Source organism: Paenibacillus prosopidis, assembly GCF_003337375.1.
Lineage (GTDB): Bacteria > Bacillota > Bacilli > Paenibacillales > Paenibacillaceae > Pristimantibacillus > Pristimantibacillus prosopidis.
The window spans coordinates 134395-149482 of sequence record NZ_QPJD01000010.1; the positions used below are offsets into that span (position 1 = coordinate 134395).

Below are 15088 nucleotides of genomic sequence, written 5' to 3' on the forward strand. Positions count from 1 at the left end.
ACCTTTCTATCATGATTCACATAAGCACTGAAAAAAAGTTCACTAACTACCCTTGCAGCGCAGACAGACAACTTAAGAGCATAATCCGCCCATTCGATTGCAAACGCTTTATTTTGATGTTAAATTACAGAGGATTATAGATATCTTAAGCTGGCAGGGAGGAATACGAATTGGCTTTAATCACATGCAACTTTTTCTCGGAAACGTTAGGCTTGAGCACCTCAATGACGGTTATTTTGCCGCAGCAGACGATGACACAAATCGGTTTGAACAACTTCAGCAGCAGCCGAAAGCTGCATCCGACGCTCTATTTGCTGCATGGTTTATCGGACGACGATACGATTTGGATGAGAAGAACATCTATTGAACGCTACGTTGCAGAGCTTGGGCTGGCGGTTGTCATGCCTAATGTACATCAAAGCTTCTATACGGATATGGAGTACGGCAATAAGTATTGGACGTTTCTGACAGAGGAGCTGCCGGCGGTCGCACGTTCGTTTTTTCCGTTATCCGATGCGCGGGAGGACAATTTTGTCGCAGGGCTCTCGATGGGCGGCTATGGCGCATTCAAATGGGCGCTGCGGCACCCTGACCGATTTGCGGCGGCAGGCAGTTTGTCCGGGGCGCTCGATATGGCCCAACATATCAAGAATCCGCCGATGCCTTATATGAAACCGTATTTCAGACTTATATATGGAGAAAAAGATATTACGGGCACAGACGATGATTTGCTACATGTTTGCGCGCAGCAAGCTATGTTTGATACGCCGAAGCCGGCGCTCTATCAATGCTGCGGCACGGAAGATTTTCTATATGAGGATAACATATCGTTTCGTGACGCTTGCCGGAAGGCAGGATATCCGCTTACCTTCGAGGAAGGGCCGGGCAGTCATGAGTGGGGCTATTGGGACACGCATATACAGCATTTTTTACGGTGGCTGCCGCTTGTGTAACATACTTAAACATATTAGGCATATAGCTGACGTCGGTATTTATACCGCGCCAGCTTTTTTTAATTTTGCTTACGTCCGTCCGCAAGTAACAAGAAAATTTGATTGTGAAAGCGCATTTAAGGGTTGCAAAATGAAGCCGCTGCCATTATGATTTGTTTAGGATTAATGTTTATATTAAAGAATAAATATATATATTAATCCAATAAGTTTCTTAACGGACTAATCATTAATATTAATGAAGCGAGGGCGATTTTATTATGGCAAACCGCGTGACGATTAATGCCGATTTAGCGGCAGGTACAATCAACCGTAACATTTATGGTCATTTCTCCGAGCATTTGGGCCGGTGTATTTATGAAGGAATCTGGGTTGGCGAGGATTCGCCGATTCCGAACACGAACGGGATCCGTAATGACGTTGTAGCGGCGCTCAAAAATATTAAAATTCCAGTACTCCGTTGGCCGGGCGGCTGCTTCGCCGATGAGTATCACTGGAAGGACGGCATTGGACCGCGCGAAGCACGCAAACGCATGATCAATACACATTGGGGCGGCGTAGTCGAGAATAACCATTTCGGAACGCATGAATTTTTGATGCTGTGCGAAATGCTGGAGTGCGAGCCTTACATTTCCGGCAATGTCGGTAGCGGCACCGTTCAGGAAATGTCCGAATGGGTTGAATATATGACCTTCGACGGCGTATCGCCAATGGCGGAATTACGTCAAGAGAACGGCAGAGAGAAGCCTTGGAAGGTCAAATATTTTGGCGTTGGCAACGAGAACTGGGGTTGCGGCGGTAACATGCGTCCTGAATACTATGCTGACCTGTATAGAAGATATCAGACTTATGTACGCAATTACGGCGAGAATAAAATTCATAAAATAGCATGCGGTCCGAACAATGACGATTACCGCTGGATGGACGTCGTTATGCGCGAGGCGCACTGGATGATGGATTCGATTTCGCTACACTACTATACGGTTCCAGGCGAATGGACGGCCAAAGGCGCGGCAACCGGTTTTACAGAAGACGAGTGGTACAGCACGGTCAAGAAAGCGCTCTGGATGGATGAGCTCATTACGCGCCATTCCACGATTATGGACCGTTACGATCCGAACAAACGAATCGGCCTAATCGTTGACGAGTGGGGCACTTGGTTCGATGTGGAGCCAGGCACGAATCCAGGCTTCCTCTACCAGCAGAACACGATTCGCGATGCATTAGTCGCGGGCGTTACGCTAAACATTTTCCACGATCACTGCGACCGGGTACAAATGGCAAATATTGCACAGGTCATTAACGTACTGCAATCGGTCATCTTGACGGAAGGCGAGAAAATGGTGCTGACGCCAACTTATCATGTATTTGATATGTATAAGGTGCATCAGGACGCAACGCTGCTCACCACGTCGATCGACAGCGCGGAATATGCGCACAAGGATCAAAAGATTCCGCAAGTTTCCGTATCCGCTTCGAAGGATTCGGAAGGTAGAATCCACGTCAGCTTGTGCAATTTGGACAACCAGTCCGGCGCAGACGTCGAAATCGATCTTCGCGGCCTAACGGGTCTGAATCTGACTGTGTCGGGAACGGAGCTTACCGCATCGATTAAGGATGCCCACAACACGTTCGAACAGCCTGATGCCGTAGCGCCAACCGCTTACCAAGCTTTCTCCGTTAACGGTACTACAATTAGCGCGAAGCTATCGCCAATGTCGGTTACCGTGCTTGAGTTGATTGCGGAATAAGGGAGCCAAAGGTATGAGCAGCAACAGCCAATGCAAGGGCTGCCGCGACGGGTACCGTGTAACGGATGATCAAATCGATCGCATTCTGGCGGCGCCGATGTTTCAGTCCGACCTCTGTGTGCCCGATGAGGTGTACGAGCTGCGATTGGAGCAGTGCAGCAGCTGCCCGAAGTTTCAATATGGTACAACATGCGTCGTCTGCGGCTGCTTCGTACGAATTGCCGCCAAATACAAAGATCGAGCATGTCCGAATCCCGGCGATAGCCGCTGGGCGAAGTACGCAAAATCATAATAAAAAGCGGCAGTCCCTGGACTGCCGCTTTTTTAGTTTTTTATTTGTAGCTCGGCAGCCAGCTGCCATGCGCTTCAATCAAATCATCGCAAAGCGACACGATGTCGTCCATCGAAAGCTCGGCGGACGTATGCGGATCGAGGAGAGCCGCGTGGTAAATATGGTCGCGCTTGCCGGTAATCGCCGCTTCAATCGTCAGCAATTGCGTGTTAATGTTCGTGCGGTTCAATGCGGCAAGCTGCGGCGGCAAGTCGCCTACATAAGTTGGCGTAACGCCATTCGCATCGACAAGACAAGGAACCTCGACGCAGGCTTCCTTCGGCAGGTTCGTAATAAGACCGGTGTTCATGACGTTACCGCCAATTTTGAACGGCTTATTCGTTTCGATCGCTTCGAAAATATAGGATGCGTATTCATGGCTGCGGCGGTGCTCCAAATTACGGTCGTTGACGAGCGATTCGCGCATCGACTTCCAGCCTTCGATTTGGTTGACGCAGCGGCGCGGATATTCATCGAGTGGGATGTTAAAGCGTTCGATAAGCTCCGGATAATTGCGCTTGATGAAATACGGATGGTATTCGGCGTTATGCTCGGACGATTCCGTAATATAGTAGCCGAACTTAAGCATCAGCTCGTACCGAACCATATCGTGGTGCTTTTCCAATTGCTTCTCCGCCGCACGGCGCTTGATTTCCGGATAGAGATCGACACCGTCCTTACTTGCCTCGAGAAGCCATGCCATATGGTTGATGCCTGCAATTTTGTATTTGACGCCCGTCGGATCGATGTTTAAATGCTCGAACAGATGCGGCACGCAAACTTGCACGCTATGACACAGGCCTACGGTTTTGACGCCACCGTACGTATTCATAACGTTGGTCAGAACAGCCATTGGATTCGTGTAGTTCAGGAACAAAGCGTCCGGGCATACCTCGTTGATATCACGGGCAAAATCGAGCATAACCGGTATTGTGCGCAGGTTCCGGAAAATACCGCCAATGCCGACCGTATCGGCAATGGTTTGGCGTAAGCCGTATTTTTTTGGAATTTCAAAATCGGTAATGGTGCATGGATCGTAGCCGCCGACTTGAATCGCGTTAACAATGTATTTAGCTCCGCGCAGCGCTTCCTTGCGGTCTGAGTATGCTTTAATTTGGCAGGTACTGGCACTCGTTTGCTTCAGGTTGAGCAGCATTTGCTCGGAATCGTTCAGACGCTCCACATCAATATCGAATAAAGCGATTTCAAAGCCTTGCAGAGCAGGCGTCTGCATGACGTCGCCAAGAATATTTTTGGCAAATACGGTGCTGCCGGCTCCGATAAATGTAATTTTGGACATGGGATGATGGCCTCCTAAAGGATTATTGCTGACTCCTTCAGTATAAGGAGACCAGGTGAAAATGAATATGGAAGGAACGAAGTTATATATGGAGAAATGTTGCATCATTTAGTATGATAACAGGAGCAGAATTAAAGGAGGTTCAGCGGTGGAAACGCATCATCGCATTTCAATAAGCATAAATACCGCCCCTTTAAAGGGAGAAATGTCGGTTTTATTTAGCGGTAAAGGAGAACCGGTTGAAGGACATTTCATCGGACCGGCTGTTCACAACTATTATTTAATCCATATTGTGCTGGACGGCGAGGGCATATTTGAAACATTAGGAGAGACGTATCCTTGCAAAGCCGGTGACGCGTTTGTCATTTTTCCGGATATTCTTGTTAAATATGAAGCAAGCATGAGCAATCCCTGGCAATACATGTGGGTAGCTTTTTCGGGTGATATCGTAGAGGCATCATTATCCACTATCGGCATCACGCCGGATCGGGCGGTCATTCGAGGTTGTTCGCTGCCCGCAATGAAGCGGATGTTCCGCAGATTGCGCAAAAGCGTGGAACGGACCGATTATCCGGAACTAGGAAATATGGAGGCATCGGGGTGGCTGCGGCTTATTATGTATGAGCTCGGGAGGCTGCATCAAACCGAAGGGAGACAGTTCGCTCCGACGTCCCGCTCCTTCCGGCAAATTGATCAAGCTATCCGCTTGCTTTCCTTGCATTACGGACAGTCGCTTTCGATTGAAGAAATAGCGCGAACGCTTGGCTATCATCGTGCTCATTTAACTAGGCTGTTCAAGGAGGCGACCGGCCTGTCGCCTATGCAGTATTTATTTAAGGTGAGGATGAAGAAGGCGGAGGAGCTGCTTGAGGGAGATCTCACGATCGCGCAGATCGCAGCTTCCGTCGGCTATAATGACCCGCTGTTTTTCACCAAGCAGTTTCACAAATGGAGCGGACAAACTCCCACGGAGTTTCGGCGGGTTTTGATTAATAAACATGACTTATGCAGTCCGTTGAATTAATTGTGGATTGTGGAATCGTAGATTAGTATTCAGCTAGCTGGATGCGGACATAGGATCTTCTATACCTCTTAAAAGGCGCTTAAAATACCTTTTTTGCCGCAAATAACGGATTCAATGTCCGCTTGTGACTGACCGCGCGGTGTGGCGATACGTGTTGGCAGTCAATGGACTAGCTTTGATTTGAAACATCGTGACGATTCGTACTCTGGAGGAAAGCGCGAATTCCTATTAGATGGGACGAACTGGATAAGTCTTGTAATAAATAATTAAAAGTTATACGGTTTTTGACCGCATAACTTTTTTCTTTTGTCCAAACACTGCAATTTACGGTTCCATATACTGTCTAAGGACATGTTATGGAGGTGTGAGAGCCGTGATTACGATTAGTTTATGCATGATTGTAAAAAACGAGGAGCAGGTTCTGAGCAGATGCTTAGATACCGTTAAAGATCTTGTAGATGAAATCATCATTGTAGATACAGGATCAACGGACCGTACGAAAGAAATTGCAGCCAACTATACGACGCACATTTTTCATTTTGATTGGATCGATGATTTTTCCGCTGCAAGGAACTACTCTTTCCGTCATGCTGCTGGGGATTATATTTTATGGCTGGATGCGGACGATTGGCTGCAGGAAAGCGACCAGGAAAAGTTCAAAGCGCTCAAACAAACGTTAGATCCGAATGTGGACTCCGTATGTATGGATTACTACGTAGCGTTCGATCCCCTAGGACAGCCAACGGCTGTTATAAAAAGAAACAGACTGGTAAAGCGTTCCAGGCAATTTCAATGGCATGATCCGGTGCATGAGCAATTAGAGGTCGAAGGACGTATAATCTTTGCTGATATTGCAGTGAGTCATGGCCGGGTGCATACCAACACAGAACGTAATTTAAGTATTTATGAGGGATTGCTTGCGCAGGGGGGAATTCTCTCGAGCCGGCAATTATTGCAATATGCGATGGAGTTAACCGCCAATGGCTACTACGAAAAGGCAATCGGGATCTATCAAACGATTATTTCTGATCCAACAAGCTATTTTGAAGATAAATTGCAATCTTGTGATCGAATGGCGCACTGTAATCACGAGCTTGGCAATAAAGAGCAAGAGCTGCAATCTCTATTAAAGACGTTCAACTACGATATCCCGCGCGCTGATTATGTATGCCGGATCGCTTACTATTTTCAGGAGAACAGCGATTTTGAAAAAGCCGTTTGCTGGTATCAGTTGGCACTCAAGCTGGAAAAGCCCAAAAAGCGTTTGTTTGGCATGAATACCATGGCCTGGACATGGTTTCCCCACCTTCAGCTTGTTGCATGTTACGGCAAGCTCGGGCAGTTAGAGCAAGCCTATGAGCATAATGAAATTGCTCTTTCGTATGCGCCAAATGATCCGAACGTATTAAACAACAAAAAATTGCTGGAAGCAGCATTAAGGAAAAGAAGGAGTGAGGATGCATAGCCTTTTTAAGCTTGTCCGGGCAGGTACCGTATCTATTAGAATAATCCATCCATATATTAATAAGGAATTGCTATAACTAGTAAACCGGTCTATAGCAATTGCAAAAGAACTAGGATGAAGGGGGAAAATGGATGGCCATTAAAAGATTAGGGGAGGTAAGCGGGACCAAGAAGCGTGTATGCAAGAAACGTGTCTGCAAGAAGCGTGTATGCAAGCCGTTCAAAAAATCCGCGTTTAGAGCAGTCTCTGGTACCGATCAAACACTTCTTGATGATGAGACTGCCAAAGTTCGCTATCAAGTTCAAGAATTGGATCTCAATAATGAGTACAATCCGGCTACATCGACATTTCGTCCAAAACATGATGGTGTATACTCCCTTTTTGCAAGTGTTTTTTTTGAAATCATTACTCGTCCAGAAGTTATCATAGGTTTAGAGATAAGAGTAAATGGTGCCCCGAAAATTTCAGACCAAGAAATTAGAGCATTATTCGGTCCTCAAAGAGGCATTATTGATGCCTCTGGTATCGTACAATTAGAAGCTCGCGACAGAGTAGAGGTGTTTGCCACGTTTATTGGGGAAAACGCTGAAATTCAAAGCGGAGTAGCTACCCGTTTTGAAGGAGCTAGAATAACTTAGAGAGATTTTGTTCAGATAAATAGTGCCTGGAGCCTCCAGGCACTTTTTTGTTAGGAGCAGAAAGCAAGATCATTTAGTGCTGCTGAGTTATCTCCTTCACCGACCTGCGGATGATTAAGTCAGCGGGCAAAACGATTTTTTTCCACGGCAGCGCGGTTTTGCGTTCCTGAATCCGCTCGATGAGCATCTGCATGCCCATATAGCCGAACTGGTAAGCCTGTTGAGCAGCAACGGTAAGAAACGGCTCGATTTCCGAGTAAGGCCCCAAATCGTCAAAACATACGATAGACATATCATCGGGTACGTTTATTCCGCGTCCGCGAAGCAGCCTCATCACTTCAACGGCGAGCACGTTATTTCCCGCAACGATGGCGGTAGGAAGCGGATCCATTTGCTCAATCCACTGTTCCATTTCCGTCAAATCGTTCATAGGTCCGAAGCTTGTCTCGTACAAATAACGCTCGTCAAACAATAAATCATTGAGCTTATGCCCATCCAGATATCCCTGCAGCCTCAACCGGGCGCTGGAAATTGAAGAAGAGCCGTTCACCATCGCAATGCGGCGATGGCCTTGAGACACAAGGTGCTCGACGAGCATCCTGGCGCCTTCCCTGCTGTCCCCGAGCACGATGTCGCATTCGATGCCGGGCACTTCACGGTCAAGCAGTACGAATGGAACGTTGTGCTTGCGCAGCGATTCCATGTGCGGGAATGACGGATCGCCGGCCGGTGCAACCAGAACGCCGTCAACGCGCGCACTCAATATCGTCGTCACGTAATCCGATTCCTTCTCGAGGCTTTCATCGCTGTTGCCGAATAGCAGCTGGTAGCCGGATTTCTTGGCTGCATCCTCCGCGCCTCGCGCAAGAGTCGTATAGAAGGGGTTCATAATATCGGTAATAAGCAGAAACAACAGCTTGGTCTGCTGTAGGACGAGACTGCGGGCCGTTTGGTTCGGCACGTAGTTCAGCTCCTCCATGACGCGCTTTACCTTCGCCCTTGTTTGCTCGCTTATTTTGCCAGTGTTATTGATAACTCTGGAGACGGTCATTGCGGATACGCTTGCTTTGGCCGCTATGTCATATATGGTCACCATGCGTAAGTCTCCTTATCGATAAATCATAGTTTATATCATACAAAAAAGTAGCCATTGACAGCAACCTTTATTATTGTTATTTTGAGGTTATCGGTAACATTATTATAACTTATTGGAGGTAATATTCATGACGGACGTAAGCACTCGTTTCCAAACAGGCTTTCCGAAGATTGGTATCCGGCCGACGATTGACGGAAGACGCAAAGGGGTTCGCGAATCGTTAGAGGAGCAAACGATGAATATGGCTATCGCCACGGCGAAGCTGTTATCTGAACATCTCCGTTATCCGAATGGAGAGCCAGTCGAATGCGTTATTGCAGACAGCTGCATCGGCGGAGTGGCTGAAGCGGCTGCTTGTGCCGATAAATTTGCCAAATCCGGTGTTGGGGTATCGATAACGGTTACGCCATGCTGGTGTTATGGTACGGAAACGATGGATATGGATCCTTCTATTCCAAAAGCGGTATGGGGCTTTAACGGAACCGAGCGTCCAGGTGCCGTGTATCTGGCGGCTGTGCTTTCCGGATACGCGCAAAAAGGCCTTCCGGCATTCGGTATTTACGGCGAGCATGTGCAGGATGCAGGAGATACTTCGATTCCATTCGATGTGAAAGACAAGCTGCTCGGATTTGCTAAGGCAGCACTCGCGGTCGCATACATGCGCGGTAAATCGTATTTGTCGATGGGCTCCGTATCAATGGGTATAGCCGGATCGATCGTAAACGACGCGTTCTTCCAAGAGTACCTGGGCATGCGTACCGAATATATCGACATGACAGAATTTGTTCGCCGTATGGACGAAAACATATATGACACCGCGGAATTTGAGAAAGCGCTTGCGTGGGTGAAGGAAAACTGTATCGAAGGACCGGATAACAATCCGGCCGACATCCAAACGACAAGAGAACACAAGGACAAGGATTGGGCAACGGTTATCAAAATGACCCAAATCGCCCGCGACCTTATGGTCGGCAATCCTCAGCTGGCCGAGCTCGGCTTCGGGGAGGAAGCGCTCGGACATAACGCGATCGTCTCCGGCTTCCAAGGCCAGCGGCAGTGGACGGACCATTTTCCAAACGGGGACTTCATGGAAGCAATTCTGAACTCATCGTTCGATTGGAACGGAATTCGCGCGCCTTACATCGTCGCTACGGAAAACGACAGCTTGAACGGGGCGGTTATGCTGTTCGGTTACTTGCTGACGAACACGGCGCAAATTTTTGCCGATGTCCGTACGTACTGGAGCCCTGAATCGGTTGAACGCGTTACCGGACATAAGCTTACCGGAGCGGCGCAGCACGGCTTGCTTCATCTCATAAACTCCGGTCCGGCTACGCTTGACGGTACTGGCGAGCAGTCTATTAACGGCCAGCCTGCAATGAAGCCGTTCTGGGACATTACGGAGGAGGAAGCGCAGAAGTGCTTGGATGCAACCTCTTGGCGTCCGGCATCCGTAGAATACTTCCGCGGCGGCGGCTACTCATCCGATTATTTGACACGCGGCGGTATGCCGATGACGATGTCGCGCATTAATCTGGTGAAGGGAATCGGTCCAGTCCTGCAAATTGCGGAAGGCTATTCGGTTGATTTGCCGGCAGATGTTCATGATACACTCGATAAACGTACCGATTCAACGTGGCCGACAACTTGGTTTGCTCCAACTTTAACAGGAGAGGGCGCTTTCCACTCCGTCTATGAAGTGATGGACAATTGGGGCGCGAATCACGGCTCGATCAGCTACGGACATATTGGCGGTGACCTCATTACGCTCGCTTCGATGCTGCGGATTCCAGTTAATATGCACAATGTGCCTGAAAAACGCGTATTCCGCCCGCGGGCATGGGGACTGTTCGGCACAGCTAATTCGGAGAGCGCCGATTACCGTGCTTGCCAAAATTTTGGACCTATATACAAATAAACCGGAGGTATTACGATGAGCAGCACGGACATTCGCAATGAGCTTTGCAAATATGCCCGCAAGACGGTAACGAACAAATTGGTCGTTGGCCCGGGCGGTAACATAAGCGCTAGATTTGATGGTAAAATGTACCTGTCTCCAAGCGGCTTCGCGCTTGACGAAATTGAACCGCATCAATGGGTAGAGGTTGATATTGAAACGGGTGAAATAACGGACATCGGCTTGCGTCCATCCTCCGAGGTGCTTATGCATTTGTATGCGTACCGGGCAAACCCGGATATTGGAGCGATTGTCCATACGCACCCGCCGTACTGCATCGCATTCACGCTCGTTGAGACGGAGCTTCCTATCATGTTCCCTGACCAAGCAGCTCTAGTCGGCAAAACGGTCTACGTGCCTTACGTATTGCCGACGACTGATAAGCTCGCTGACGCTTACGTGGAAAAGGTGAACGAAGCAAGCTCCGTGCTGCTCGGAAACCATGGTCTTGTAACGTCCGGCCGTAATTTACGCGAGGCTTATTACCGGACAGAGGTTGTTGAGGAGAGTACAAAAATTTATTTGATAGCAAAAGCGATTCGCGAGCCGAAGGTGCTGACGAAGGAAGAGTTTGAAGAAATCGCCTCGCTGGAGAGCGAAGCGTACCGCATTGAATTGCTGCAAAAGATGAAGTAATGTGCTGCCGTTATACATTGATTACTCTATTCGGGAGGATTTTAGGATGACGAAGCTTGCCAGCGTACTAGCCTTTGATTTAGGCGCAAGCAGCGGCAGGGCGTTAATCGGCGAGCTGTTGCCTCATACCGGTAGTGGACAGCCGAAGCTGAAGGTAACGGAAATTCACCGGTTTCCGAATCAGCCGATTGCCGTTCACGGACATCTGCATTGGGATATTTTACGCTTGCTGCAGGAGCTGAAAACAGCGATTCGCAAAGCGTTTCAAGAAGGCTATGCGCCGCAAACGTTTGGCATTGATACGTGGGGAGTCGACTTTGGGCTGCTTGATGCGAACGGCGAGCTGCTCGGCAATCCGTATCATTACCGCGACCCGCAAACGGAAGGCATTATTGAAGAACTCGTTAACCTTATTGGTAAAGATAGCTTATATGAGCAAGGCGGCTTGCAGTTTATGCCGTTTAATACGGTCAACCAGCTGTATGCGATGAAAAAAGCGGCATCGCCAAAGCTCACAGCGGCCAGCACACTGCTTCTGACTCCTGATTTGCTTGCTTACTTCCTGACAGGCGAGAAGGTATGCGAGTTTACGATGGCGACGACGACGCAGCTGTTCGGGCCGAAAGAGCAGAAGTGGAATACGGCGCTCATGGAGAAGCTCGGCATTCCGTCACAGATCTTTCTTGAACCGATTCATCCTGGAACGCGTATTGGCCCGTTAACGCCCGAAGTATGCGAGGAGCTCGATGTTCCGCCGATCGAGGCGATTGCCGTCGGCACGCATGATACGGAATCTGCAGTTGCAGCCGTACCGGCAACCGGCGAAGAGGAGTTTGCCTATCTCGTCTGCGGTACCTGGTCGCTGCTTGGGACTGAGTTGGAACGGCCGCTCGTGACGCCGGAGGCGATGGCGCTTGATTTCTCCAACGAAGGAGGCGTCGGCGGGACCTACCAGCTGCTCAAAAACATTATGGGTCTATGGATTTTGCAGGAATGCAAGCGTGAATGGGATGAGCAGGGCGATGGTGTATCGTTCGCTGAGCTGGTCTTGCAAGCCGAGCGGGCAGAGCCGTTCCGCAGCCTCATTCATCCGGATGATCCGTCCTTCTATGCGCCATCCGGTATGATTGCCAGAATACAGAGCTACTGCCGTGAAACGTCTCAGACGGTGCCGCTAACAAAAGGTGAGTTAGCCCGTTGCGTTCTGGAAAGCTTGGCGCTGAGGTACCGGCAGGCGCTGGAGCAAATGGAGGCATTGACGGGACAATCGTTCAATGGTTTGCATATGGTTGGCGGAGGCATTCAGAATGAGCTGCTATGCCGCTTTACGGCTAACGCGATCGGTCGTCCCGTATGGACCGGCCCGGTAGAGGCGAGCGCTATCGGCAACATGCTGATGCAGCTCGTAGCGTTAGGTGAATGTTCAAGTCTGCAGGATGCCCGTCAGTTAGTAGCCGCATCGTTTCCTATTGAAACGTATGATCCGGCGCAAACAGATGAGTGGAATGCTGCTTTTGAGACGTTCAAGCGGCTCTCCGAGCCACAGTAAAGTTGCTTTGAAAGTTTATTAGATCAGGAAGTATGAAAGGAAGAGACGTGTATGTTACTAGGCATATCTAAGCTTATTTCTCCCGAGCTGCTCAAGGTGCTCAGCGAGATGGGACACAGCGACGAGATCGTTTTGGCGGATGGCAATTTTCCGGCAGCCAGTCACGCCCAGCGGCTGATCCGCTATGACGGACACAATGTACCTGAGCTGCTTGATGCGATTTTGCAGCTGTTCCCGCTCGATCAATACGTCGAGAAGCCAGCCGCGCTAATGCAGGTCGTCCCTGGCGATCCAGTACAAACCCCGATTTGGGAGCAGTATCGTTCCATAATCGAGAAGCGCACTGGCCTTGCCGAACCATTCGAGCAGGTTGGACGTTTCTCGTTCTATGAGCGTGCGAAGGAGGCGTATGCGGTAATCGCTACGGGTGAAAGCGCGTTGTATGCCAATCTGATTTTGAAGAAGGGCGTAATCGCGGAGTAAGCCAGTTTGTTTGTTCAAGGGGGCTGTTCCAAAAGTAGGTAAACCTGCTTTTGGAACAGCCTTTATTTCAAGAAGGGAGGACGAACCCAAGCGAAGGCGCGGGAGCGTCCTTTTTGTTTTGAACGGGTAGGTAAGTATAAAGTCTAATGGAATTTTTGTTGTAAATACAACAAAAATGATGTACTATTTTTTTACCATGTTTTAAAAATACAATAGTAGTGGAGTTGCGATTATGAAGGAAATTCTACGTGAGGTTGGAATGATCGCTAGGGCATTGGATTCTATAAGTAATATAGAATTTAAAAAATATGACCTTACAAAAGGACAGTACTTGTACCTTGTGCGAATATGTGAAAATCCAGGAATTATTCAAGAAAAGTTAGCTGAAATGATAAAGGTAGACCGAACAACAGCTGCTCGAGCTATAAAGAAGCTGGAGATTAATGGATTTATTGAAAAGAATGATGATCCATATAACCAAAAAATTAAAAAACTATTTCCTACAGAGAAAGGGATGACTGTTTACCCTTTTATAAAAAGGGAAAACGATTATTCCAATAGGGTCGCACTATCTGGATTCTCCGAAAGTGAAGTGGAAACGATTTTTAACCTGCTGCAAAGAGTCAGAAAAAATGTAGAAAAAGACTGGGAGTTTGTAAAAAAGGGAAACAAGAGAAATTATTGATTTAGTAAAAGGAGGACAAATAAAATGACAACAAATATAAAAAAGTGCACATTTGAAGACCTAGGATTACTTCAAGAAATTAGTGTTGAAACATTTAATGAGACATTTAAGAATCAAAATTCACCTGAAAATATGAAAGCCTACTTGGAAAAAGCATTTAACTTAAAACAATTAGAAAAAGAATTATCAAATATCTCTTCAGAATTCTATTTTATTTATTCTAATGAGGAAATTGCCGGGTATTTAAAGCTAAACACCAATGATGCTCAAACTGAAATAACGGGCACTGATTCGCTTGAGATCGAGAGGATTTATATAAGGAAAAAACATCATAAACAGGGGCTTGGTAAATATCTAATAAATAAAGCTATAGAAATAGCGATAGATCGGAATAAAGAGAAGATTTGGCTAGGGGTTTGGGAAAAAAATGAGAGCGCAATTACCTTTTATAAAAAAATGGACTTTGTTCAAACAGGAGCCCACTCTTTTTATATGGGTGATGAAGAACAAATAGATTTTATAATGACCAAAACACTCATATAACATTTTCCCTGAAATGATACTAAAGGAGGAGAAAACCATATATATTCCTTCACACTTTCATATTGATGAAATAAAAGTCGCTTACGACATTATCAAAGAACATAGTTTTGCAACACTGTTTTCACAACAAAATGGAGTACCCTTTGCTACTCATTTACCATTAATTTTGGATAAGGAGAACAAATACTTATATGGGCATTTTGCACGTCCGAACATGGAATTATGTGACTGTTCATGTATATGGCGAAGTCCAACTTATTGATGATGAAAGAGAGTTAATGGATTCCTTGCATGAAATGGTATTGAAGTATGAAGCCCCTGATAGTTCATATAGATTGCAAGAGGTAGACAAAGACTTTATCGCTGGGCTGAATAAAGGGATTCAAGGATTCAAAATAAGAATCAACAAGATAGAGGGAAAAGCAAAGTTAAGTCAAAACCATTCAGTACAGAGGCAAGAACTTGTCATTAATCAACTGGAACGGATTCAGAATGGAGACGAACAAAAGATTGCCAGTCTTATGAAAGCAAACCTAAAAAAATAACTTTAGGTTATTGCGCTCCATGCTCTTGGCATTGCACAAATTCAATGAATCTTTAACCTGTCGAGATGACAGGTTTTTTGCTGTAAACAAAGAACTAAGCAGATTCTAAACTACTCGTAGACAATAGTCGCTCCA

The 15088-nt window shown here is 47.3% G+C and carries 14 protein-coding genes and 1 pseudogene; 13 read left to right on the forward strand and 2 right to left on the reverse strand.

The window, feature by feature from the left end:
• The first annotated feature begins 170 nt into the window (after positions 1-170).
• The 3 genes from DFP97_RS16890 to DFP97_RS16900 all read left to right on the forward strand — a co-directional run bounded on the left by DFP97_RS16890 (position 171) and on the right by DFP97_RS16900 (position 2993).
• Entirely contained in the window at positions 171-953 is a 783-nt protein-coding gene (locus DFP97_RS16890; RefSeq protein WP_114381366.1) for an alpha/beta hydrolase, read from the forward strand.
• Positions 954-1210: 257 nt separating this feature from the next.
• The gene (locus tag DFP97_RS16895; RefSeq protein WP_114381367.1) at positions 1211-2701 is read left to right on the forward strand and encodes an alpha-N-arabinofuranosidase; all 1491 of its coding nucleotides are present in this window, start codon (positions 1211-1213) and stop codon (positions 2699-2701) included.
• A 13-nt stretch (positions 2702-2714) separates the two neighbouring features.
• Entirely contained in the window at positions 2715-2993 is a 279-nt protein-coding gene (locus DFP97_RS16900) for a DUF6171 family protein (RefSeq protein WP_114381368.1), read from the forward strand.
• 40 nt (positions 2994-3033) lie between these two features.
• On the opposite strand, the gene melA is transcribed toward DFP97_RS16900, so the two are convergent.
• Complete coding sequence (gene melA / locus DFP97_RS16905; protein WP_114381369.1) at positions 3034-4332, reverse strand: alpha-glucosidase/alpha-galactosidase; 1299 nt, start codon at positions 4330-4332, stop codon at positions 3034-3036.
• A 148-nt stretch (positions 4333-4480) separates the two neighbouring features.
• Here melA and DFP97_RS16910 point away from each other — a divergent pair, with 148 nt between their 5' ends.
• The 3 genes from DFP97_RS16910 (at position 4481) to DFP97_RS16920 (ending at position 7459) form a co-directional block, all read left to right on the forward strand.
• Complete coding sequence (locus DFP97_RS16910; protein WP_245976324.1) at positions 4481-5356, forward strand: AraC family transcriptional regulator; 876 nt, start codon at positions 4481-4483, stop codon at positions 5354-5356.
• A 373-nt stretch (positions 5357-5729) separates the two neighbouring features.
• The gene (locus DFP97_RS16915) at positions 5730-6821 is read left to right on the forward strand and encodes a tetratricopeptide repeat-containing glycosyltransferase family 2 protein (protein ID WP_114381370.1); all 1092 of its coding nucleotides are present in this window, start codon (positions 5730-5732) and stop codon (positions 6819-6821) included.
• 131 nt (positions 6822-6952) lie between these two features.
• Entirely contained in the window at positions 6953-7459 is a 507-nt protein-coding gene (locus tag DFP97_RS16920) for a hypothetical protein (RefSeq protein ID WP_114381371.1), read from the forward strand.
• 73 nt (positions 7460-7532) lie between these two features.
• Here DFP97_RS16920 and DFP97_RS16925 read toward each other — a convergent pair whose 3' ends face one another.
• Entirely contained in the window at positions 7533-8555 is a 1023-nt protein-coding gene (locus tag DFP97_RS16925; protein ID WP_114381372.1) for a LacI family DNA-binding transcriptional regulator, read from the reverse strand.
• 127 nt (positions 8556-8682) lie between these two features.
• Between DFP97_RS16925 and DFP97_RS16930 the strand changes: the two genes are divergently transcribed.
• From DFP97_RS16930 to DFP97_RS16960, 7 genes and pseudogenes are all read left to right on the forward strand, one after another.
• On the forward strand, positions 8683-10473 hold the full coding sequence (locus tag DFP97_RS16930; RefSeq protein WP_114381373.1) for an L-fucose isomerase: 1791 nt from the start codon (positions 8683-8685) through the stop codon (positions 10471-10473).
• 15 nt (positions 10474-10488) lie between these two features.
• A complete protein-coding gene (locus tag DFP97_RS16935) occupies positions 10489-11148 on the forward strand; it encodes a class II aldolase/adducin family protein (protein WP_114381374.1) in 660 nt (219 codons plus the stop codon).
• 46 nt (positions 11149-11194) lie between these two features.
• On the forward strand, positions 11195-12697 hold the full coding sequence (locus DFP97_RS16940) for a rhamnulokinase (RefSeq protein ID WP_114381375.1): 1503 nt from the start codon (positions 11195-11197) through the stop codon (positions 12695-12697).
• 51 nt (positions 12698-12748) lie between these two features.
• Positions 12749-13180, forward strand: coding sequence for an RbsD/FucU family protein (locus DFP97_RS16945; RefSeq protein WP_114381376.1), 432 nt, complete (start codon positions 12749-12751; stop codon positions 13178-13180).
• A gap of 232 nt (positions 13181-13412) precedes the next feature.
• Positions 13413-13865, forward strand: coding sequence for a MarR family winged helix-turn-helix transcriptional regulator (locus DFP97_RS16950; RefSeq protein ID WP_114381377.1), 453 nt, complete (start codon positions 13413-13415; stop codon positions 13863-13865).
• Between the two features lie 24 nt (positions 13866-13889).
• Positions 13890-14408, forward strand: a complete 519-nt coding sequence (paiA, locus tag DFP97_RS16955; RefSeq protein WP_114381378.1) for a spermidine/spermine N(1)-acetyltransferase — start codon at positions 13890-13892, stop codon at positions 14406-14408.
• A 37-nt stretch (positions 14409-14445) separates the two neighbouring features.
• Positions 14446-14953: pseudogene (locus DFP97_RS16960) on the forward strand (FMN-binding negative transcriptional regulator).
• The last annotated feature ends 135 nt before the right edge of the window (positions 14954-15088 follow it).

What these genes read in the sequence shown, in the direction of transcription:
- DFP97_RS16895 (WP_114381367.1), top strand. Translation starts at nt 1,211, where the DNA reads ATGGCAAACCGCGTGACGATTAATGCCGATTTAGCGGCAGGTACAATC.
- DFP97_RS16900 (WP_114381368.1), top strand. Translation starts at nt 2,715, where the DNA reads ATGAGCAGCAACAGCCAATGCAAGGGCTGCCGCGACGGGTACCGTGTA.
- melA (WP_114381369.1), bottom strand. Translation starts at nt 4,332, where the DNA reads ATGTCCAAAATTACATTTATCGGAGCCGGCAGCACCGTATTTGCCAAA.
- DFP97_RS16920 (WP_114381371.1), top strand. Translation starts at nt 6,953, where the DNA reads ATGGCCATTAAAAGATTAGGGGAGGTAAGCGGGACCAAGAAGCGTGTA.
- DFP97_RS16925 (WP_114381372.1), bottom strand. Translation starts at nt 8,555, where the DNA reads ATGGTGACCATATATGACATAGCGGCCAAAGCAAGCGTATCCGCAATG.
- DFP97_RS16930 (WP_114381373.1), top strand. Translation starts at nt 8,683, where the DNA reads ATGACGGACGTAAGCACTCGTTTCCAAACAGGCTTTCCGAAGATTGGT.
- DFP97_RS16935 (WP_114381374.1), top strand. Translation starts at nt 10,489, where the DNA reads ATGAGCAGCACGGACATTCGCAATGAGCTTTGCAAATATGCCCGCAAG.
- DFP97_RS16940 (WP_114381375.1), top strand. Translation starts at nt 11,195, where the DNA reads ATGACGAAGCTTGCCAGCGTACTAGCCTTTGATTTAGGCGCAAGCAGC.
- DFP97_RS16945 (WP_114381376.1), top strand. Translation starts at nt 12,749, where the DNA reads ATGTTACTAGGCATATCTAAGCTTATTTCTCCCGAGCTGCTCAAGGTG.
- DFP97_RS16950 (WP_114381377.1), top strand. Translation starts at nt 13,413, where the DNA reads ATGAAGGAAATTCTACGTGAGGTTGGAATGATCGCTAGGGCATTGGAT.
- paiA (WP_114381378.1), top strand. Translation starts at nt 13,890, where the DNA reads ATGACAACAAATATAAAAAAGTGCACATTTGAAGACCTAGGATTACTT.